Source organism: Luedemannella flava, assembly GCF_039528515.1.
Taxonomy (GTDB): domain Bacteria; phylum Actinomycetota; class Actinomycetes; order Mycobacteriales; family Micromonosporaceae; genus Luedemannella; species Luedemannella flava.
In genome coordinates, this window is record NZ_BAAALT010000260.1 from 1 (window position 1) to 20,312 (window position 20,312).

The 20,312-nt window shown below is 72.3% G+C and carries 20 protein-coding genes; 7 read left to right on the top strand and 13 right to left on the bottom strand.

The features are described 5' to 3' along the window. Positions 1-591, bottom strand: a 591-nt coding sequence (locus ABD211_RS29175; protein WP_344138768.1) for an SRPBCC family protein, incomplete at its 3' end; no start/stop codon positions are given. 263 nt (positions 592-854) lie between these two features. On the opposite strand from ABD211_RS29175, the gene ABD211_RS29180 reads away from it, so the two are divergent. Continuing rightward, positions 855-3,155, top strand: a complete 2,301-nt coding sequence (locus tag ABD211_RS29180) for a rhamnogalacturonan lyase family protein (RefSeq protein WP_344138770.1) — start codon at positions 855-857, stop codon at positions 3,153-3,155. Positions 3,156-3,205: 50 nt separating this feature from the next. Here ABD211_RS29180 and ABD211_RS29185 read toward each other — a convergent pair whose 3' ends face one another. The 3 genes from ABD211_RS29185 to ABD211_RS29195 form a co-directional block, all read right to left on the bottom strand. Then, entirely contained in the window at positions 3,206-5,398 is a 2,193-nt protein-coding gene (locus ABD211_RS29185) for an ABC transporter permease (RefSeq protein WP_344138772.1), read from the bottom strand. Then, positions 5,395-6,081, bottom strand: coding sequence for an ABC transporter ATP-binding protein (locus ABD211_RS29190; RefSeq protein WP_344138774.1), 687 nt, complete (start codon positions 6,079-6,081; stop codon positions 5,395-5,397). The genes ABD211_RS29185 and ABD211_RS29190 overlap by 4 nt, the downstream gene beginning before the upstream one ends. 70 nt (positions 6,082-6,151) lie before the next feature. Beyond that, positions 6,152-6,676 (bottom strand): PadR family transcriptional regulator, encoded by a 525-nt coding sequence (locus tag ABD211_RS29195; protein WP_344138776.1) that lies wholly within the window; start codon positions 6,674-6,676, stop codon positions 6,152-6,154. A gap of 361 nt (positions 6,677-7,037) precedes the next feature. Between ABD211_RS29195 and ABD211_RS29200 the strand changes: the two genes are divergently transcribed. Continuing rightward, on the top strand, positions 7,038-7,223 hold the full coding sequence (locus tag ABD211_RS29200; RefSeq protein ID WP_344138778.1) for a hypothetical protein: 186 nt from the start codon (positions 7,038-7,040) through the stop codon (positions 7,221-7,223). 141 nt (positions 7,224-7,364) lie between these two features. Next, complete coding sequence (locus tag ABD211_RS29205) at positions 7,365-7,925, top strand: hypothetical protein (RefSeq protein WP_344138780.1); 561 nt, start codon at positions 7,365-7,367, stop codon at positions 7,923-7,925. A 4-nt stretch (positions 7,926-7,929) separates the two neighbouring features. On the opposite strand, the gene ABD211_RS29210 is transcribed toward ABD211_RS29205, so the two are convergent. The 7 genes from ABD211_RS29210 to ABD211_RS29240 all read right to left on the bottom strand — a co-directional run bounded on the left by ABD211_RS29210 (position 7,930) and on the right by ABD211_RS29240 (position 13,498). Beyond that, positions 7,930-8,535: an MBL fold metallo-hydrolase gene (locus ABD211_RS29210; protein WP_344138782.1), complete on the bottom strand. Its 606-nt coding sequence runs from the start codon at positions 8,533-8,535 to the stop codon at positions 7,930-7,932. 196 nt (positions 8,536-8,731) lie between these two features. Continuing rightward, the gene (locus ABD211_RS29215) at positions 8,732-9,169 is read right to left on the bottom strand and encodes a hypothetical protein (protein WP_344138784.1); all 438 of its coding nucleotides are present in this window, start codon (positions 9,167-9,169) and stop codon (positions 8,732-8,734) included. Further along, complete coding sequence (locus ABD211_RS29220; protein ID WP_344138787.1) at positions 9,166-10,329, bottom strand: hypothetical protein; 1,164 nt, start codon at positions 10,327-10,329, stop codon at positions 9,166-9,168. Before ABD211_RS29220 ends, ABD211_RS29215 begins: the two co-directional genes overlap by 4 nt. A gap of 316 nt (positions 10,330-10,645) precedes the next feature. After that, positions 10,646-11,074 carry a hypothetical protein gene (locus tag ABD211_RS29225; RefSeq protein ID WP_344138789.1) on the bottom strand — a complete coding sequence of 143 codons (429 nt, stop codon included), beginning with the start codon at positions 11,072-11,074 and terminating at the stop codon, positions 10,646-10,648. Continuing rightward, complete coding sequence (locus ABD211_RS29230) at positions 11,071-11,844, bottom strand: carboxypeptidase regulatory-like domain-containing protein (protein ID WP_344138791.1); 774 nt, start codon at positions 11,842-11,844, stop codon at positions 11,071-11,073. The genes ABD211_RS29225 and ABD211_RS29230 overlap by 4 nt, the downstream gene beginning before the upstream one ends. A gap of 127 nt (positions 11,845-11,971) precedes the next feature. Continuing rightward, entirely contained in the window at positions 11,972-12,976 is a 1,005-nt protein-coding gene (locus tag ABD211_RS29235; RefSeq protein ID WP_344138793.1) for a hypothetical protein, read from the bottom strand. Between the two features lie 18 nt (positions 12,977-12,994). After that, positions 12,995-13,498 carry a hypothetical protein gene (locus tag ABD211_RS29240; RefSeq protein ID WP_344138795.1) on the bottom strand — a complete coding sequence of 168 codons (504 nt, stop codon included), beginning with the start codon at positions 13,496-13,498 and terminating at the stop codon, positions 12,995-12,997. A 9-nt stretch (positions 13,499-13,507) separates the two neighbouring features. On the opposite strand from ABD211_RS29240, the gene ABD211_RS29245 reads away from it, so the two are divergent. After that, entirely contained in the window at positions 13,508-14,014 is a 507-nt protein-coding gene (locus ABD211_RS29245; RefSeq protein WP_344138797.1) for a nitroreductase/quinone reductase family protein, read from the top strand. A 134-nt stretch (positions 14,015-14,148) separates the two neighbouring features. Then, entirely contained in the window at positions 14,149-14,322 is a 174-nt protein-coding gene (locus ABD211_RS29250) for a hypothetical protein (protein ID WP_344138799.1), read from the top strand. Here ABD211_RS29250 and ABD211_RS29255 read toward each other — a convergent pair. Together ABD211_RS29255 and ABD211_RS29260 are read right to left on the bottom strand one after the other, a co-directional pair. Continuing rightward, positions 14,317-15,504 (bottom strand): MFS transporter, encoded by a 1,188-nt coding sequence (locus ABD211_RS29255; RefSeq protein ID WP_344138801.1) that lies wholly within the window; start codon positions 15,502-15,504, stop codon positions 14,317-14,319. The two genes, ABD211_RS29250 and ABD211_RS29255, sit on opposite strands and share 6 nt — an antisense overlap. Before the next feature lie 7 nt (positions 15,505-15,511). After that, complete coding sequence (locus ABD211_RS29260) at positions 15,512-16,903, bottom strand: FAD-binding oxidoreductase (RefSeq protein WP_344138803.1); 1,392 nt, start codon at positions 16,901-16,903, stop codon at positions 15,512-15,514. Between the two features lie 97 nt (positions 16,904-17,000). Here ABD211_RS29260 and ABD211_RS29265 point away from each other — a divergent pair, with 97 nt between their 5' ends. Both ABD211_RS29265 and ABD211_RS29270 read left to right on the top strand, forming a co-directional pair. Continuing rightward, a complete protein-coding gene (locus ABD211_RS29265) occupies positions 17,001-18,413 on the top strand; it encodes a 3' terminal RNA ribose 2'-O-methyltransferase Hen1 (protein WP_344138805.1) in 1,413 nt (470 codons plus the stop codon). Between the two features lie 67 nt (positions 18,414-18,480). After that, the coding region (locus ABD211_RS29270) for a polynucleotide kinase-phosphatase (RefSeq protein ID WP_344138807.1) at positions 18,481-20,312 on the top strand (1,832 nt) is incomplete at its 3' end.

The following is a 20,312-nucleotide window of genomic DNA, read 5'->3' on the forward strand; positions in this document are numbered from 1 at the left end:
GTCGACGGCCGGCGCCGGGGTGGGACCGTCCACTGTGGCCGGCGTGGGGGTCGCGGGCGGCGTGCTGTCGGGCGTACCCACCGGGGTTTCGGGAGGCGCGGTGGTCTCCTCCGGCGCGGCCGCGGGCACCGCGGACGCCGCCGGTGCCGGCTCGGCGAGCTTGCCGGACAGGCACGTGACGAACTGGTCCAGCAGCTTGCCGCTCACGTCGCCGATCATGTTGCGGCCGATCTGGGCCATCCGGCCGGTGATGTTGAGGTCGGTGACCACGTCGACGCGGGTGCCGGTGTCGGTCGGGCTGAGCTGGGCGGACACGGTCGCGTTCGCGGCGCCGGCGCCCTTGCTGTCCTGGCCGGAGGCGGTGAAGGCCAGCTTGCGGGCGGCCTCGTCGCGTTCGGTGAACCGGCCCTTGCCCTTGAGGCTCAGGCTGACCGGCCCGATCCTCACGCGCACCATGCCGGTGAACGCGTCGCCGTCGTAGCTGGTCAGCGCCGCACCGGGCATGCACGGGACGATGGTCTCCAGGTCGTTCAGCACGGCCCAGGCGCGCTCAACGGGCACGGCAACCTCGAAGTTGTGTTCCAGCCGCATTGCTGACGTCCTCCACAGTGGTGGGCACAGGTGCAGCGGATCATAAACCCGGTGGCTGGGAACGGCACCTGATCGTCGCGGCAGCCGCAATTTTCGACATCGCAGGGCCGTCCCGGCTGGGCGGCCAGCAGCGGGTAAGCGCGTTCTTGACGGCATCGACGCTCATCGCTAACGTCGGGCCGTCCTGGATGTGACACGTGAGCGAGGGGTACGGGCCGCCCGTTTGTAACGTCACATTCGCCGTCCATCGTACGGAGAGAATCATGCTTCAACGAAAGACGCGGCGGATCGTGATCGCCGGCACGGCAGCTCTGGCCGCCGTCGCCGCGGGAACGGTCGCCGCCGTGAACGCGTACGCCGCGGCGGGCTGCCGCGTGGACTACGCGATCGCCAGCCAGTGGGGCGGCGGCTTCGGCGCCAACGTCACCATCACCAACCTCGGCGACCCCGTGAGCGCCTGGACGCTCACCTGGTCCTACACCGCCGGGCAGACCATCACGCAGGCGTGGAACGCCAACGTGACCCAGTCCGGCGCGAACGTGTCGGCGACGAACGTCAGCTACAACGGCTCCATCGCCACCAACGCCACGGCGTCGTTCGGCTTCAACGGGGCGTGGAACAACTCGTCCAACCCCGTGCCGGCGAGCTTCGCGCTCAACGGCACGACGTGCACCGGGTCGACCACGACGCCGACGAGCGCGGCGCCCACCACCTCGCGACCGCCGGTGACCACGGCCGGCCCGACCACCGCCGGCCCGACCACCGCCGGGCCCACCAGCGCGGTGCCGACCTCGGCCGGCCCGACGGGCAACACCAACGCCCCGACCAACCCGGCCAACGGCACCAGCAAGCAGGTCGAGGACCTCAACCGGGGCGTCACCTCGGTGCGGTCGGGCTCGAACAACCTCGTGTCGTGGCGGCTGTTCGGCTGGGAGCCGTCCAGCGTCTCGTTCAACCTGTACCGCAACGGTACGAAGGTGAACTCGTCGCCGATCACGAACTCGACGAACTACCTGGACAGTGGCGCGGCATCGGGCGCGTCCTACACGGTCCGCTCCGTGATCAACGGCGTGGAGCAGGCCGCCTCCGAGGCCTCGCTCAACCTCGGCCAGAACTACCTCGACGTGCCGATCTCGCCGCCGTCCAGCATCTACTCGGCCAACGACGCCAGCGTCGGTGACGTCGACGGCGACGGCCAGTACGAGATCATCCTCAAGTGGGACCCGTCCGACGCGAAGGACAACTCCCAGTCCGGCGTGACGAGCAACGTCTACGTCGACGCGTACCGGCTCAACGGCACCCGCCTGTGGCGCATCAACCTCGGCCGCAACATCCGCGCCGGCGCCCACTACACCCAGTTCCAGGTGTACGACTACGACGGCGACGGCAGGGCCGAGGTGGCCATGAAGACCGCCGACGGCACCGTCGACGGGACGGGCGTCACCATCGGCTCGTCGAGCGCGGACTACCGCAACTCGTCCGGCTACATCCTGTCCGGCCCCGAGTACCTGACCATGTTCAACGGCCTGACCGGCAGGGCGATGTCCACGGTGGACTACGTCCCCGGGCGCGGCACGGTCTCCTCCTGGGGCGACAGCTACGGCAACCGGGTCGACCGGTTCCTCGCCGGCACGGCGTACCTCGACGGGCAGCGGCCCAGCCTCATCATGGCCCGTGGGTACTACACCCGCGCGGTCGTCGTGGCCTGGGACTTCCGCAACGGTTCCCTGACCCGCCGCTGGACCTACGACTCCGGCACCAGCAACACCGGCGCGTACGGCCAGGGCAACCACAACCTGTCCGTCGGCGATATGGACGGCGACGGTAGGGACGAGATCGCCTACGGCTCGGCGGCCATCGACGACAACGGCGCGCTCATGTGGCGCAACGGTGCCGGCCACGGCGACGCCCTGCACATGGGCGACCTGATCCCGTCCCGTTCGGGTCTGGAGCTGTTCAAGCCGACCGAGGACGGCGCGCACCCGGCCGACTTCATGGCCGACGCGCGGACCGGCGCCAACATCTGGTCGCACGCGGTCTGTTCCTGCGACAACGGCCGCGGCGTCGCCGCCGACATCTACGCCGGCTCGGCCGGCGCGGAGGCGTGGTCGTCGGCCGTGAGCGGCCTGACCAGCTCGTCCGGGTCCAACATCGGCCGCAAGCCCGGCTCCACCAACTTCGTCATCTGGTGGGACGGCGACACCACGCGCGAGCTGCTCGACGACACCCACATCGACAAGTACGGGACGTCCGGCGACACCCGGCTGCTGACCGCGTCGGGCGTGCACTCCAACAACGGCACCAAGGCCACCCCCGCGCTGACCGCCGACATCTTCGGCGACTGGCGCGAGGAGGCCATCTGGGCCACCAGCAGCAACACCGCGCTGCGCATCTACACCACGACCGACGTGACCTCGACGCGCATCCACACCCTGATGCACGACCCGATGTACCGCGTCGCCGTGGCCTGGCAGAACACCGCCTACAACCAGCCGCCGCACCCGAGCTTCCACATCGGTAGCGGCATGGCCACCCCGCCCACGTCCAACATCTACGTCCGCTAGGCACCACTATCGGGTACGGGGGCCGGCAACGCGCCGGCCCCCGTACCCGGTCAGTCGTTGCGGGCCGACTCGGGTCCGGTGACCCGTCGCAGCATCGGCATGGTGGACATGATGATCGCCAGGGACGCGGCGAGGCCGGCGACCACGGTCACGTAGTAGCCCATGCCCGGCGCGACGAGCGTGTAGTCCAACTGGGCCCGCAGGAACAGCTGCGCCGCCCCGAAGCCGAAGCCGATCGCCACCAGCGCCACGACGAGCAGCGGCACCGCGCTCTCCAGGAGCACGACCCGGCGCAGCATCCGCAGCGGCACCCCGGACAGACGAAGCAGGCTGAACGGTCGCCGCCGCTCGCTCAGGCCGCCGGCCAGGCTCACCGCCAGGCTGCACCCGGCGATCGGCAGGCTCGCGAGGATCACCACGTTGGCGAGCTGCTGCCAGCCCGTCAGCGCCCTGGTGAAGTCGTTGTCGAAGTCCCCGTCCCACCACGGCGGCCGCACCCGGTCGGGGTACGCGCGCTCCAGGACCGTGCGGGCCCGTTCGATCGTGGCCGTGGTGCCGTCGGTGTTCACGACGAGCGTCATGGCCGGCAGCTTCTCGGCCTCGGCGACGGTGAATCTGGCCGCCGGCCACACCCGGGCGGGATCCGCCGCCTCGCCGTACCCGACCAGTTCCGGCCACACCTGCGCGGTCTGGGCGCCGTCGGGGCAGCGGCCGAACCCCGGCGTCCGGGCCAGGTCCGCACAGGTCACCACGCCGGGCAGGTTCATGCCCGGGCCGGTCTCCCGGACCGACGGGTCCTCTCGGACCAGCGTGGCACTGCGCACGCCGGGCACCGCGAGCACGTCGGGGTTAGCCCGGTCGTCGGGCTCGGCCCACATGATCAGCGCCGCGTCGCCGCCCTCGTTCGCCGCCTGCGGGCTGCGGTACGCGACGATCGTCGTGATGACGCCGACCGCCACGCTCGTCACGAACAGGGCGAGCACGAGGCCGCTGACGGCCCGGAACGCGGCCTGCGGATTGTCCGCGAGCCGGCGGGTGGCGATGAGCGTCGCGGGCCGGTTGGCCCGCCGGGCGAGCAGCCGGGCGCCCACGAGCGTCAGCCACGGCCCCGCGATGATCAGGCCGACCATGATGATCAGGAAGCCCGGCAGGAACGCCGCCACCTGCTGCATGGACGTCGGCGGCCGCCGGCCGATGAACCAGGTGAGCTCGGCGACGCCGACGACGAGCGGGATCAGCCGCCACGCGCGCGGCGGCCGCGGGGTGACCCGACGCGTGACGCCCAGCGGGGACACCCGCACCCGGCGCAACGCGAACCGGGCCGCGACCGCCGCCGCCAACGGGACCCCGAGGCCCACGATCAGCACGTTCGTCGCGCTGAGCGTCAGGTCGCTTGGAAAGAACGGCATCCCGGTGAACGGCACGGCCGCCATGGGCACCCTGATGATGAAGAACAACCCGAAACCCACGACGGTACCGGCGACGGCCGCCGCCGTGGACTCCACGGCCGCGATCACGCTGATCTGCCGTGGGGTCGCGCCGACCAGCCGCATGGCGGCGAAGCGCTGCTCGCGGCGGGCCGCGGTGAGCCGCGTCGCCGTGCCGATGAAGATGAGCACCGGGAACAGCAGCGCGCCGGCGACCACGCTGAGGATGAGCGTCATCGCGTCGGTCCGGTTGCCGATGACGCACCGGCTGCACGTGGCCGGGTCCGTCACACCGATCGTGCGGACCTGCTTCGCGCCGGCGGCCTCGAGGTCGGCCGCCGTGCGGCCCACGACGATGACGACCGACTCGGGCGACGGCAGCGCGTCGTCGCCGATAATGCCGACCTCGTGGCCGGGGTAGCGGGCGCCCAACTGGTCGTGCGGCGTCGTGGCGAGCAGCTCGTGCATGGCGGGGGAGGCGAAGAACTCGCCCGGCCCGGGCAGCCGGTCGAGACCCGGCGGCACGGGCGACGTCGGCCCCGTGCCGGCCACGTCGAAGCGGACGATCGAGTTGCCCGCGAAGTTGTCCCCGCTCGGCTGCCACCACACGGGCGCGTTGTCCGACGCCGGCTGGCTGTCCTCGAACCCGGTGTTGAACCACGCGTACCGCACGTTCTGGCTGTCGACGGCGTTGAGGCCGGCCACAGTGGAGAGCAGGAGGGCGACGCCGACAGCCACGGCCGACGCGATGATCACGAGCCGGCTGACCGCCTCGCGGCCGCCCGCCACGGTGAGCCGCAGGCCGAAGCGGATCATGACAGGGCCCCGTCGAGGGTGAGCGCGTCGACCCGGCCGTCGGTCACGATCACCTGCCGGTCGGCGTACGCGGCGACCCGCGCCTCGTGGGTGACCAGGATGACCGTGGTGCCCTGCTCGCGGGCGTGGGTGACCAGCAGGTCCATGACCTGCTCGCCGGTGAGCGAGTCGAGCGCCCCGGTCGGCTCGTCGGCGAAGATGACCCGCGGCTTCGCCACCAGGCCGCGCGCCAGCGCGACCCGCTGCGCCTGCCCGCCGGACAGCTCCCCCGAGCGGCGGCCCTCCAGCCCGTCCAGGCCCAGCCGGGCGAGCCAGTCGCGGGCCTCGCGCAGCGCCGCCGGGCGCCGGGTGCCGCCGAGCAGCAGGGGCAGCGCGACGTTCTCCTCGGCGGTCAGCTCGGGGACGAGCTGCCCGAACTGGAACACGAACCCGAACCGGTCGCGGCGCAGCGTGCTGCGCGCCTCCTCGGTGAGGGTGTCCACGCGCCGGCCGTCGAACCACACCTCGCCCGCGTCGGGCACCAGGATGCCCGCGAGGCAGTGCAGCAGCGTCGACTTGCCCGACCCGCTGGGACCCATGACGGCGACGATCTCGCCGGCCGCCGCGGCGAGCGTGGCGCTGCGCAGCGCGGGGGTCTGCCCGAACGACAACGCCAGTCTGCGGGCTTCCACCAGGGCACTCACGCCGCCACCTCCCCTGCGCTCCGGCGTCGGCGGGGATTGACTGAGTTGATGGTCCGCTCGCTGCGCTCGCTCACTTGCGCACCTCCTTGGCCAGGGCGTCGAGCCGGGCGATGGTCACGTCGATCCAGCGCAGGTCGGACTCCAGGTGGAACAGGCCGTGGTCGGCCAGCATCACGTCGATCAGCGTGCCGCCCCGCTTGAGCTCGGTGAGCTCCCGCATCCGCTTGAGGTGCGTGGCGCGCTGCGTGTTCAGGTACTCCCCGGCGGGGCGGTCCAGCATCAGCGAGAGGACGACCTTGGAGAACAGCACCGTCTGCAGGTGGGGCTCCGGTTCGACCGGCTCGGTGAGCCACGTGTCGACCTCGGTGGCGCCCTTGTCCGTGATCACGTACCGCTTGCGGTCGGGGCCGACGCCGGGGCCGACCTCGCCCATGACCACCTTGCCGTCGCGGGCCAGCCGGCCCAGCGTCGCGTACACCTGCCCGAACGGCAGCGGGCGCCCGCGCCCGAAGTACGTGTCGTAGTCGCGCTTGAGGTCGTACCCATGGCTGGGTTCGCGCTCGAGCAGCCCGAGAAGTGTGAGGGGAACACTCATGCCGGCGACCATACCTCCCGGATATACACCGCGTATATACGCCCAGAATCTATACGCGGGTGATTGCCGTCTCACCTGGACGGCGCGAGGGTAGGAGTGACCCAACGTTTGGCCAATGACGTGTGGTCATCGCGCGCTGAGTTCCGCACGGACCGTCCTTACATCGGTGGATCCCGCGTCGGCAACCGGTGTGCGGTCTCGCGCCGGCAAAGGTCGACCCGTGGCGGTTATCGGCGGCTTTGAAGGCGCCACAAGTCGACCTTTGTAAGGTGATCTTGATGGGGGTACGCGTGCGGCGTACTCTCCCGGGGATGGACGGGGTAGTCGCGGCGGTGGCGGTTGGCGGGTTTTCGGCGCGGTCATGGTGACGCTCGCGTGGTTGGGGGTGCGCGCGCGACGGCGCGACGGGGGTGCGGCGGGCGCGGCGGTGGTCGGGCCGTTCGAGGAGATCTGGCACCCGGCCGCGCACCGGGCGCGGTTCGAGACCCACACCGTCGAGGAGCGCGTCATGCCGGCCCCGTCGCCCGGCGACCGTCTGCGCCCCTGACCGTCCCGCACCAGGCATAACGTGACGCGGCGTGTCCCGCCGTGTGCGCCTGGTTATCGACGGTCACGGCTCGGTGATGATCGTCCATTTCGGCCTGCCAAGCCTCTCCCGCACGGGCCGGCGCGGGCGTAGGGTCCCCGCATGACCGACCCAAGCGAGGGCATCAACGACGAGAAGCTCCTTGCGCGGATCCGTAGTACGCCGTGGATCGCGGAGCTGCTCGTCCTGTTCGACTTCGACATCGCCCGGGTAGCGGACGGGCCCGTCGAGGAGGTGCGGCTCGAGACCGGCGAGCCGCTGGAGATGGTCGCCGGCGACGGCACCGGCGGCGCGTTCATGCTCGTCGGCTCCGGCCCGACCCGACCCGTGGTGTACGTCGGCTCCGAGGGCGAGGGCGGCCTGATCGCCACGAACTTCGCCGACGCACTGGCGCTCGTCGTCGGGCTGTCCAACATCCATGACGCCACCGCCATGCCGATCGGCGCGGACGGCGGCGCGGCGCTGCGCGCGTGGCTGGCCAAGACCGACGACGAGCTGCGGGAGTACTGGCCGACGCTCGACGAGGACCGCGTCCGCGCCCGCGAGGTGCTGGGCCTGCGGGAGGCCGACGGGCCGCTGCTCGAGGCGCTGCACGCGGCGGCCGCCGACGAGCGCTACCGCCCCATCAGCGAGTACGGCCCCTACGAGTCCATGCTGCGCTGACAGCTCACGGGAGCCGGACCGAGCGGTCGTGGGCGAAGTAGACGCGGCACGGGTCGAGGCGCTGCAACGCGTCCAGCCACGCGGGGATGTCGGGCAGCGCCGCGTCGTGCCCGTGCCGGTGCGCCTGCCAGGCGAGCTGGTCGGCGGCGTACGCGGTGGCGGTGTCGTGGCTCTGGCCGGCCACGATCACCGTGCCGTCCGGCCGGCGCACCACCAGTGACTGGTGCCCGTCCGTGTGTCCCGGCGTGGGGATGAGACGCACGTCCGGCAGGAGTTCCACCTCGCCGGTCACCGCCTCGAACCGGCTGCCGTCGAGCAGCTCGGGCAGCGTGTAGTCGGGCGTGCGCCGGGCGGCGTCCAGCTCCACGGCCTGCGTGACCACCGGCACGTCCCCGAGCAGCGGGTTACCGCCGCAGTGGTCGAAGTGCAGGTGGCAGTTGGCCGCCAGCCGGATGTCGGCGACCCGGAGACCGATCGCGGCGAGCGCCCCGGCCAGCCCGATCCGCCGGGGCCGGTAGTGCCGGTCGACGTCCGGGTGGGCGCCCATCCCGGTGTCGAACAGGATCATCCCCTGGAGATGGTCCACCACGTACCCCAGGCAGGGCTCCACGCGTGGCCGCCCGGTGCCGGATCGGCTTCAACGACGAGCCCGGCGAGGCCACGGAACGCTGGCGTGCGAGGCGGTAGCCGCACCGACGTCCGATATGTCGCCCATTAATCGATCACTGCTATCAATCTTGGGACTGAACACGCGGAAATCCGCGCGTTTCGTCCCAAGATTTACAGAGATCGTTCGGTGGCAACCTTTAGTCGAGCGTCTTGCCCGTCACCAGGTCTACGCGGCGTCCGCCGCCCGTGTCGCTCCGGAACGTGTACGTGGCGGTGCTGGCGCCCTGCGCGCATTCCATCAGGGCGACCGGCCTGCCGCTGGTCATGTAGGCGGCCAGCTTCTCGGAGACCTTGATCGGAATGTCGTCGACGTACGTCTGACCGGCCCGGACGTCGGCCGGGACGAAGACGGCCCGCATGGCGCCGTCGTCGCTCTTCACGGTGAGGGGGGACGCGTCGAGACCGTCCGCGGCGGCCAGGCCCGCGGCCGCGGTGAGGTGCGGCGAGCAGGGCAGGCCCGCCGTCGGCGCCACGCTGGTCGGCGCGGCCGTGCCGGGCGCGGGAAGGTTGATATCGCAGCCCGCCAGCAGGAGGACGCCGACGACGAGGCAGGCCAGCGTGGACGAGGACTTCATGACGGGTGGCTCCTGAGTTCGCCGACGCGGACCTGTTCGGTGAGCAGCTGGCGCAGGCGGTCGAGGTCGTCGCCCACGTAGGCGCCGCACAGGGCGCGTCCGGCCGGATAGTTCACGATGTACGTCCGCGACGTCGGCTCGGTCATGAAGCGGACCACGTGGCCGGCCATCTCGTCGCCCATGACACCCCACCGCCGCAGGTACTCCCGGACGTCGTCCTCGGACGCCCCGTCGGCGTGCAGCATCAGGGCGGCGTTGACCTCCGCCCACCGGCACGGCTCGGCGGCCCGCTCGACCGCCAGCGCGTGGGCGAGGTCGAAGTCCACGCCGGCCGCGTCGCGGGCGAGCGTTTCGAACGCCGCCGCGCCCGCGCCGGCCAGCAGCGTCATCGGCGCGACCTGACCGATGCCCTCCGAGATCAGCGACTGCGGGCACGGCGCCAGGACGATCGTCTCCTCCAGCAGCCCGCGCCCGCGCACGAGCCGTTGCTCCTTCGCGGCGCGTTCGGCCTGGTGGCCCGGGTACGTCTCGTGGATGCCGAGCAGCAGCAGCTCGACCGCCGAGGTGGGCATGTCCAGGTTGACCGCGACCCGGCCGCGCAGGTCGCCGAGGTAGAAGTTGTACCCGAGCCAGGACACGTCCCGGACGCCCTCGACGACGACGCCCTCGCCGTCGGGCAGGTCGATCAGGGCCAGGGTCCGGGCGCGGGCCTCCGCGATCACCGCCACGAGCGCCTGTTCGATCCGGTCCGGCGGGACGGTGATCGACCTCCGCCACCGCTCGCGGCGCTCGTCCAGCGGGCCGTCGCCGGGCAGCAGCTCCTCGAGGCGCTTGTGGGCGGCCGCGAACACCGCCTCGTCGGTGTGCGTCGGCCGGATCCCGTAGCAGCCCTCGACCTCGTCGGCGTAGTCCAGCCTCTCGCCCGCCACGACCCGGGCGTAGGTGTGCAGCCCGGTGACCTGGTCGCGCAGCCAGCCGTCGTCGAGGTCGGCCAGCAGCGCGGCGGCGTCGGCGACGAGCGCGCGTGGGTCCACGGGCGGTGCCGCCGCGACCTCGGCGGCGAGCTCCGGCGGGCCGAAGTACGCGTCGACGGTCCCCTCGACGTGCCGGTCGAGGCGCAGCCCCAACCGGATGTACCGCTCCGCCACGGATCCGACCACGTGCCGAGTCTATGAGCTGCGCACGCGGGCGCCCGCACATAACTCGGCGCTAGCGGATCGGGAAGATGTGCACGCCCGCCTCGTCGCTGTTGGTGGACGTCCGGGCCAGGTCGGTCGCCGCCCGGCGGCAGGCGACCGCCGGGGTGGTCCGGGTCGTCGGTGTCGCAGGCGTCGCCCACGCCGTCGCCGTCCGTGTCCGTCTGGTCGGCGTTGGGCGTCGTCGCGCAGTTGTCCAGCGGTAACGACGCCCCGGTCCACGGCTGACGGTCCGGGATGCCGTCGTCGTCGCCGGAGTCGTTGTCGTCGAACAGGTCGGTCACGTCCCGGCGCAGCGTGTCCAGCCGGGCGTCGGCCTGGAACAGGATCGGCTTGCCGGAGAAGCCGCCGCTGGCCAGGCGCCCAGGTACGCCACGGCGGCCAGCGCGCCGGCCGGCGAGGCGAACGGGGTGCAGTAGTCGGCCGTCGTGCCGAACGGCGTGATGCTGCGCGCCCGGACCTGGGCGCCGCGCACGTCGCGCAGCCCGATGACGAGCTTCCCGTCGACGACCCGGTCCGGCACGGTCGTGCTGGTCGGCACGTCCGGGTCGACGACCACGACCTGCGTGCCGTCGACCGGCAGGCCGAGGACCGCCGGGTCGATCGTGATGGTCGCCGGCCGGGCGAACCGCAGCCCGGTGGGGGAGATGTCGACGAACGGCGCGCCGTACACGTCCTGGGCGCCGGTGAAGACCAACGGCGTGATCATGACGTCGGTGGTCCGCGCAGCGCGCCGGCGGGGATATCCACCCGCCAGCCCGGCCCGGAGAACGAGGCGCCGTTCGGGCCGACCCGTTGCGGGGCGGCGAGTTTCTGCACCCGTACATCGCCGGCCTCCCCGGCGCCGTTCGCGATCTCGCCGACCGCGAGGCCGGAGAGCCGGCCGGCCGACCGTACCGTCGCCGCGACCCCGCCCGCCGGAAGCCTGGTCAGCGTGAACCGGCCCGCCGGGTCGGTCGTCGCCCGGCGGTTGCCGTAGCGCACCGAGGCCCCGGCGACCGGCGCCTTCGAGGCCACGTCGAGGACCCGGCCGGTGAGCCTGCCCGTCGGGCGGTTCAGCCGCTGCCGCACCGCGAACGTCTTCGAGGCGGTCGGGCGCGTCCCGACGTACGAGACGGCTTTGAGGGTGTTGAGGGCGTTGGGCCGCAACAGGACCTCGGCGCGGAACGTGCCGTCGGCCACCGCGGTGGCCACCACCGGCAGGATGCCGCCGGTGATCTGCACGGTCGCCCTGGCGTAGGTGCGGCCGGTGACGACCACGCTGCCCCGGTCCGTGGACCGCGGCACGTCGATCCGCAGGCCCTTGACAGGCGCGGACGACGAGGTGGGCCGCCGGTCGGTGGGCGCGGCGTGCGCCGCCGCCGGCGTGGTGGGCGAGGATCGGGCGCTGGCCACGATGGGCGTCAGACACAGCGCGAGAACGGTGCCGGCCGCGAGGACGCGACCGATCCTGGGCAGGGTGGAGCGCTTTCGAACCATGCTGGGTTCCCCTAAGACCGCTGACCGTCGGGACGGAACGGAGCGGTGGCCTCCCCGGTGCGTGGGCCGCGCCGGTTCGGCTCACCCATGACCGCCGGCACCTATCCACAATCGACGGACATCGCTCCTATGAGGCGTGTTCCCGACTCAACGGGTCCCAGTGCTCGGCGTAGCGCAGCAGGGACTGGGCCAGGTCGGGGTGGGTGGCCGCCCAGACGCTGTCAAAGAGAAACCATTGCTGGTACCCGAACGAGTCGCTGCAGTGCATCGCCAGCTGCGCCAGGTGCTCGCCCACGCGCAGCAGGGACGTCTCCGGCCGCCGGAGGCCGTCGTACTTCGCCATGGCCAGCTGATCCATGGCGCCGCGGTGTGCGTCGGCGTGCGCGTCCGGCATGTCCGACCACGGCTCCCAGTTCAGGTTGAAGCCGGGCCACCGGTTGCAGCGCTCCAACGCGGGCGCGATGGCGTCGTCCTCCGGCGCGACGAGCGCGCGCAGCACCTGCAGCTCGGGAAGCCATTCGGGCCCGGGAGTCAGGGCGCGCAGGTGTGCGGGTAGCCCTGCGAGATCCACACCGGGGAACGCGGCGGGCCGCCACTGGGCGAGGCTGTCGCCGTCGTAGAAGGTCAGGAACACCGCGTACGTGGTGGCGTCGGCCGTCCCGGCCGGGCCGATCTCCGTCACGGGCACCTGCGGGGTGAAGGTCGCGGCCGGCCCGACGTCCTCCGGCAGCGGCCACTCCTGCAGCAGGTACGCCAGGCGGTCCGGCGCGGCGCGCACGGTCTCGTCGTCGAAGAAGAAGTACGCCAGCGCGACCTCGTCGTCGTCCGTGCGGACGCGCAGGCTGTGCTCGTCGAGGCGGATGCAGTCCTCGTCGCCCTCGACGTACAGGTGCTCATGGAGCTGGTTTCGCAGCTCGCCGACGGTCCGGGGCTTTCGGAGGCCCTCCTCCTCGACCGCCTCGAAGATGGAGTCCAGGCCGTAGACGTCCGTGCCGAGCTCCGACTCCACCCAGCTCTCCGGGTCGTCGCAGCGCCAGCCCCGGCGGAACCAGTCCAGCACCGTGGCGTCGGGCAACCGGCGGACAACCTTGCTCAGCGGCCCCTCATAGTGCGACCGGTACACGAAATACACGGCGGCGACGGTACGCCATCACGGTCGTCCGCGCCCGCCGTACAGGTGGACCCGGTCGTCGACGTCGTGGTCGACCGCCGGGGCGGCGAACCCGTCGGGCCCGCGCGCGACGTGGACCGTCCACTGCTCGTACCACCACCGCGCCGCGCACTGGCAGCCGGTGAACCGGAAGTTGGCGCGATAGCGCCCGATCTGTCCCGGCAGCAACGCGAACAGGCGTCTGGGGTGGCGGGGGCGTGCCGGATACGACGCCCAGCCCGGCAGGCGGTGGACGACAAGCTGGTCATCGACGAGCGCCAGGCGCAGCGAGGCCTGCTCAGCGGCCTTTGCGCCGACGAGGGTCCGGGCATCCGGCCGGTAGCCGGTGCCCACGTCCGCGAGAATGTCGTGGACCACGATGTCGGCGTCGGGCAACGGGGACGGCAGCGGATGCCGTTCGGGCAGCCCGCGGCGCGCGTTGGCGGCCGGTGCGCCCCGGCTGTCCGAGTCCCACCGCACCCGTACCCGCTGAACGACGATCACCCTGGCAGCATGATGGATCGTGTGCTCACCCGCGACCGGATTGATGGTGATCCCATGACCTTCGACGCCCGCCGGGGAACCCGCGGCAACCGACAGCCCAACGGCCGGCTCATGCGCTGGGTGAACTCGCTGATGACCAGGCGCGTCCGCCGGTCGGGCGGCCGGATGATGATGGGCCTCAACACCCTCGTCCTCACGACCGTCGGCCGCCGCAGCGGCGTCGAGCGGGCCAACCCGCTCAGCTGGTTCCCCGGCCCGGACGGCAGTTGGCTCGTCGTCGCCTCGGCGAACGGGGCCGTGGACAACCCGGCCTGGTACTACAACCTCGCCGCCCACCCCGACCGGGCCCGCATCGACGTCGACGGCGACACCATCGAGGTGACCGCCGAACACCTGCACGGGGCGGACCGCGAACAGGCCTGGCAGGAGATCACCACCACCGCGCCCCGATTCGCCCAGTACCAGCGAAAGACCGACCGCCAGCTACCGGTCATCCGCCTGACCCGCCGCTCGTAACCGGCCTACGTCCGGGCGTCCGCGAGGCGAGCGGGAGGTCGGGTAGTCATGCCGGGAGATGCCGAACCGCTGGTGCGGGCTGATGGGTCTGGACTGGCTGTTGAGCTCACCTTGGGGACGTCAGCGGACGTCGGGTGATCGGTGGTGAGTTCCCCGCGATCGTGATCGATGCCGGGATGGTGACGATCACGATCGAAGTCGCCACGTTTGACGAGCCCGGTATCGCAGTGGCGACAGCCGTCGCCTCGGCGGCGGCCGAGTTTCACGCGGCCGTCGTGTCGCGGGCGACCGCTGTTTCTAAATCATGAGGTTCGGGTTGCTGGGCGGGTGTCCCGGGTCAGGAGCAGTAGTACGAGGGCTCCTGCGTAGAGGACGGCGCCGAGGGCGAACGGCAGGCGGTAGCCGGTCTGTTGGGCGGCGCCGAGGATCGGGCCGGCCAGGAGGGCGCCCATCGGAATGGCGTTGGAGTACAGCGTGGAGCTGCGGCCCCTGTCGCGGGGCAGCATGTCCTGCATGTACGTGATGCCGAGGCCGCTCATCGTGGCGATCGCCGTCGCGTTCAGCAGTTGCCCCACCACCAGCGGCCACAGCGACGTGGCGAACGAGGCGAGCGCCATGTACCCGAGCCCGCAGGCGGCGCCGATCACGAGGAGCCGGTGGATCGGCATGCGGGTGGCGAGCATGCCGAAGCCCAGCATGAGCGGGATCTCCAGCCCGGCGCAGAGCCCGAGCAGCAGGCCGGCGGTGCCGATCGACCCGAGGTCGCTCGTGATGAACGGCGGCAGCGCCTGGACGGCGAGGTACGCGGCGGCCCAGACCAGGACGAACATGGCCACGGTGAGCCAGATGATCGGGCGCGGCGCGTCGGCCCCGGCCGCGTCGGCGGCGTCGTCCTCGACCGCCGTCGGGCGCCGCTGGCGGAACGCCAGGAACACGACGAGCGCCGCGAGGGCGTACATCGCCGCCGCGATGGCGTAGGTCAGGGTGAAGCCGCCGGCGGTGAGCAGGATCGACGCCAGCGGCGGGCCGGCGACCCAGGCGGCCGAGAACAGGGTGCGCAGCGTGCTCATCGTCATCGCGGCGCGGTCGGACCCCTCCAGCGCCTCCCGCGCGTACGCGAAGGTCTGCGGGAACACCGCCTGCGCGCAGGCGGTCAACGTGACCGTGATGATGAGGAAGACCCAGTAGTCGCGCACCACGGCGGTGAGCGCGCTGCCCGCGCAGCCCGCCAGCGCGGTGCCGAGGAGCAGCCCGCGCCGGCTCGGCAGGCGGTCGGAGAGCCGGCCCAGGACCGCCGACGCGACGACCGAGGCGACCGGCGCGGCCGCGAGCAGCACGGCGGCCTGGACCGCGCTGGCATGCACGGCGTCGTCGAGGAACAGCGTCAGGTACGGCATCGCCATGGCCGTCGACAGCCCGACCGTGACGAAGACGAGCCCGAGCGGGATCCACCGACGGATCTCCCGCCGGGCCGGGGACGCGATCGACACGGGGGCTCTATCCGGGCAGGCGGATGCTCTGGGGGTGGTGGAAGAAGTCCGTCGGGTCGTACCGCTGCTTGATGGTCTGTAGGCGCGCGTAGGTGGCGCCGTAGTAGGCCTGCGCCCAGTCCGCGCGGTCGGCGTCGGCGTAGTTCTGGTAGACCTCGCCGTTCAGGTGCGGCGCCAGGGCGTCCTGCAGGTCGTCGGTCCAGCGCAGGTTCGCCTCGGCCTCGTCGTCGCGGACCCACTGGGCGATGATCGAGATGTTGAACAGGCGCGAGCGGTGCACGAACGCGGTGGCGTCGGGCGCGACGGCGCCGATCGCGCCCCCGCCGAGCAGGTCGAACCTCAGCATCGAGTACCCGGAGGGGGCGCGCCGCGCCGCGTCCACGATGATCGCGAAGGCCTCGTCGGAGAAGCCGCCGTCGCGGAAGTAGCCGCCGCGCCACTTGAGCTGCAGGCCGTAGACGATCTCGGCGCCCAGGGCGTGCTGCAGGTCGGTGTACGACGTCGGGCCGAACGCGTCGAACACCGGCGTGCCGACCGCGCGTAGCGGGGCCAGCTCCTGCTCGCCGTCCTCGACCGGACCCACATACATCCCGTACGCCATGAGCAGCGGCTCGCCGTCCGGGTACGGGTCGGTGGCGATCGCCAGGTAGATCGACAGGCGGTCCTCGTCGCGGCCCACGTACAGGTCGCGGTAGGCCCGCAACGCCTCCTCGGCGTCGTCCAGCGACCATGCCATCACCCCGCCGAGCACCGTCCTCGGCACCGGGTCCAGGCGGTAGGCCAGGTGGGTGACGACGCCGAAGCCGGCGCCGCCCGCGCCGCGCAGCGCCCACAGCAGGTCGGGGTGTTCGTCCCCGGTCACGTTGAGCACCTCCCCGTCCGCGGTCACCAGCTGCGCGCCGAGGATGTGGTCGCAGCCCAGGCCGTACGTGCGGGACAGGAAGCCGTACCCGCCGCCCAGGCTGTAGCCGGCGTTGCGGACCGTGGGGCACTCGCCGCCCGGACCGGCCAGCCCGTGTCCGTCGGGCGTCGTGTGGTCCACATAGGTCACCTGGTCCAGCTCGCGCCAGCCGCAGCCGGCGCCCGCGACGACCGTGGCGTTGCCCGGGTCGAACGCGATGTCCTTCAGGTTGCCCGTGTCGATGACCAGGCCGCCCTCGACCAGCGAGAAGCCCGACGCGTGGTGCCCGCCGCCGCGCACGGCCACCGGGAGGCCGGCATCCCGGGCGAACCGGACGGCGGCGACCACGTCACCCGCGTCAGCGCACTTCGCGATCACCGCCGGGCGGGTGCGGATCCGGTTGTTGAACAGCACCCGTGCCCCCTCGTACGACGGGTCGTACGGCGTGACGAGGGTCCCCTGAAAAGTGGCGCGAAGGGACGAAAGGTCGAGGGGCAACGGGACCTCCCATGTGGATCAACAGGGTGCGCATCCGTTCTACACCACCGACCGAACTCGGTCGCGGCGCGGCGCGCCCGTCCGGCACACTGTCGCGGTGCTGATCACCCTGACCTCGACAGATGCCGACGCGACCGACCTGGGCCACCTGCTGCACAAGCACCCGGGCCGCGTGCAGACGTTCGGCGTGTCCTCCGGTCAGGCGCACGTTTTCTACCCCGAAGCGGCCGACAAGCGGTGCACGGTCGCGCTGCTGCTGGAGGTCGACCCGGTCGCGCTCGTGCGCGGCAAGGGCCGGTCGGACGGCTTCGCCCTCGCGCAGTACGTCAACGACCGCCCGTACGCCGCCTCGTCGCTGCTCGCCGTGGCGCTCGGCCGGGTGTTCCGGACCGCGATGGCCGGCCGCTGCGACTCCCGCCCCGGGCTGGCCGAGCGCGCCCTGCCGCTGGAGATCCACGTGCCGGCGCTGCCGTGCCGGGGCGGGGCCGCCGTCGCCGAGCGCCTGTTCGCGCCGCTCGGGTGGACCGTGTCCGCCACCACCGTGCCGCTGGACCCGACCGTCCCGGAGTGGGGCGACTCCCGCTACGTCGACCTGCGCCTGACCGGCCGGGTCCGCGTCGCCGACGCCCTCAACCACCTGTACGTCCTGCTGCCCGTCCTCGACGACGCGAAGCACTACTGGGTCAGCCCCGAGGAGGTCGACAAGCTGGTGCGCGCCGGCGACGGGTGGCTCGCCGGGCATCCCGAGCGCGACCTGATCACCCGGCGGTACCTGGCCCACCAGCGGCCCCTGGTCGCGTCGGCGGTCGCCCGGCTCGCCGACGTCGACGACACCGAGCCCGAGGCGCTGGACAACGCCGTGCCGGGCGACGGCGAGGCGCCCCCGCAGCGGCGCGTTCCGCTCGCGCAGGCGCGCCGGGACGGCGTACTCGACGCATTGCGGACGGCCCGGGCCACGACGGTGCTGGACCTGGGGTGCGGAGAGGGAGCACTGGTCAAGGCCCTGCTCGACGACCCGGCGTTCGACCGGGTCGTCGGGGTCGACGTGTCGCACCGCGCGCTCGAGGCGGCCGCGGTGCGGCTGCGGCTGGACCGGACCGCCGAGCGGCGCCGCGACCGGGTCGAGCTGCGGCAGTCGTCGGTGACCTACCGCGACGCCCGCAACGCGGGGTTCGACGCGGCCGTGCTCATGGAGGTCATCGAGCACCTCGACCCGCCCCGGCTGCCCGCGCTGGAACGCTCGGTGTTCGGCTACGCCAAGCCGGGCACGGTGGTCGTTACCACGCCGAACGTCGAGTACAACGTGCGGTGGCCCGACCTGCCGGCCGGCGCCACGCGGCACCGCGACCACCGGTTCGAGTGGACCCGGGCGCAGTTCCGCGACTGGGCCGACACCGTGGCCCGAAACTACGCCTACACCGTGTCCTACCTGCCCATCGGCGACGACGACGCCGAGGTGGGCCCGCCGACCCAGATGGCCGTCTTCACCCGATCGGAGGCAACCGCATGAGCGCACGACGTGAGCGAATCATCTGGCTCAGTGCACCTGCCGAGGTCTCGCGAAGCGAGGCATCGGCATGAAGATCCCCGCCGTGTCTCTCGTGGTGCTCGTCGGCGTCTCCGGATCTGGCAAGTCGACCTTTGCGGCCCGGCATTTCGGGCGGTTCGAGACCATCTCCAGCGACTTCTGCCGGGGCCTCGTCGCCGACGACGAGAACGACCAGTCGGCCAGCTCCGACGCGTTCGACGTGCTGCACCACATCGCCGGCAAGCGGCTGGCCGCCGGCCGGCTCACCGTCGTGGACGCCACCAACGTGCAGCCCGAGGCGCGGCGCAAGCTGGTCGAGGTGGCCAGGGCGCACGACGTGCTGCCCGTGGCCATCGTGCTCGACGTGCCCGAGTCGGTCGCCGTGGCCCGCAACGCCGCCCGCCCCGACCGGTCCTTCGGCGCGCACGTGATCCGCCGCCAGCGCGACCAGCTGCGCCGCTCGCTGCGCGGCCTGTCCCGCGAGGGCTTCCGGAAGGTGCACGTCCTGCAGGGCGTCGAGGAGATCGACGCGGTGACGATCTCGCGCGAGCCTCTGCGTAACGACCTGCGGCACGTCACCGGCCCGTTCGACGTGATCGGCGACGTGCACGGCTGCCGGGCCGAGCTGGAGACGCTCCTGTCGCAGCTCGGCTACGGCCTCGTCCGGGACGATCTCGGTCGTCCCGTGGACGCCGTGCCGCCCGCCGGCCGGACCGCCGTGTTCGTCGGCGACCTCGTCGACCGCGGCCCCGACTCGCCCGGTGTGCTGCGGCTGGTGATGGGCATGGTGTCCGCGGGCCACGCGCTCGCCGTCTCGGGCAACCACGAGAACAAGCTGGTACGGGCGCTGTCCGGCCGCAACGTGAAGGTCGCCCACGGCCTGGCGGAGACCCTGTCGCAGCTCGCCGCGGAGCCCCCGGAGTTCGTCGCTTCCGCGGAGTCGTTCTGCCGTGACCTCGTCGCGCACTACGTGCTCGACGGCGGGCGGCTCGTCGTCGCGCACGCGGGCCTCAAGGAGGCCTACCACGGGCGGGCGTCGGGCCGGGTGCGCAGCTTCGCCCTCTACGGCGACACGACGGGGGAGACCGACGAGTACGGCCTGCCCGTGCGCTACCCGTGGGCGCGCGACTACCGGGGCGCCGCGATGGTCCTGTATGGACACACGCCCACGCCCGAGGTCGAATGGGTCAACAACACCATGTGCCTGGACACCGGGTGCGTGTTCGGCGGCAAGCTCACGGCGCTGCGCTACCCGGAGCGCGAGATCGTCTCCGTGCCGGCCGAACGCGTGCACTACGAGCCGACCCGGCCGCTGCTGCCCGCCCCGCGGGCCGAGTCCGACGTGCTCGACCTTGAGGACGTGCTGGGCACGCGCGGTGTCGAGACGGCCTACCTGGGTCGCGTCACCGTGCGCGAGGAGCAGGCGGCCGGGGCGCTGGAGGTGATGAGCCGGTTCGCGCTGGAGCCGCGCTGGCTGCCGTACCTGCCGCCGACCATGTCCCCGTGCGCCACGTCGAGCCTGCCCGACCTGCTGGAACACCCGGCTTCGGCGTTCGAGTTCTACCGGGACGCCGGCGTCGCGGAGGTGATCTGCGAGGAGAAGCACATGGGCTCGCGGGCGGTGGTGCTCGTGCGCCGCTCGCTGTCGTCGTCCCCGGAACGGTTCGGCGACGCGGACCTCGGCGCGGTCTACACCCGGACCGGGCGGTCGTTCTTCGCGCCCCCGCTCACCGGCGAGCTGGTGTCGCGGGTGCGCGACGCGGCCGACAAGGCCGGCCTGTTCGACGAGCTGGACACCGGGTGGCTGCTGCTCGACTGCGAGCTGCTGCCCTGGTCGGCGAAGGCCGCCGACCTGCTGCCGCACCAGTACGCGGCCGTGGG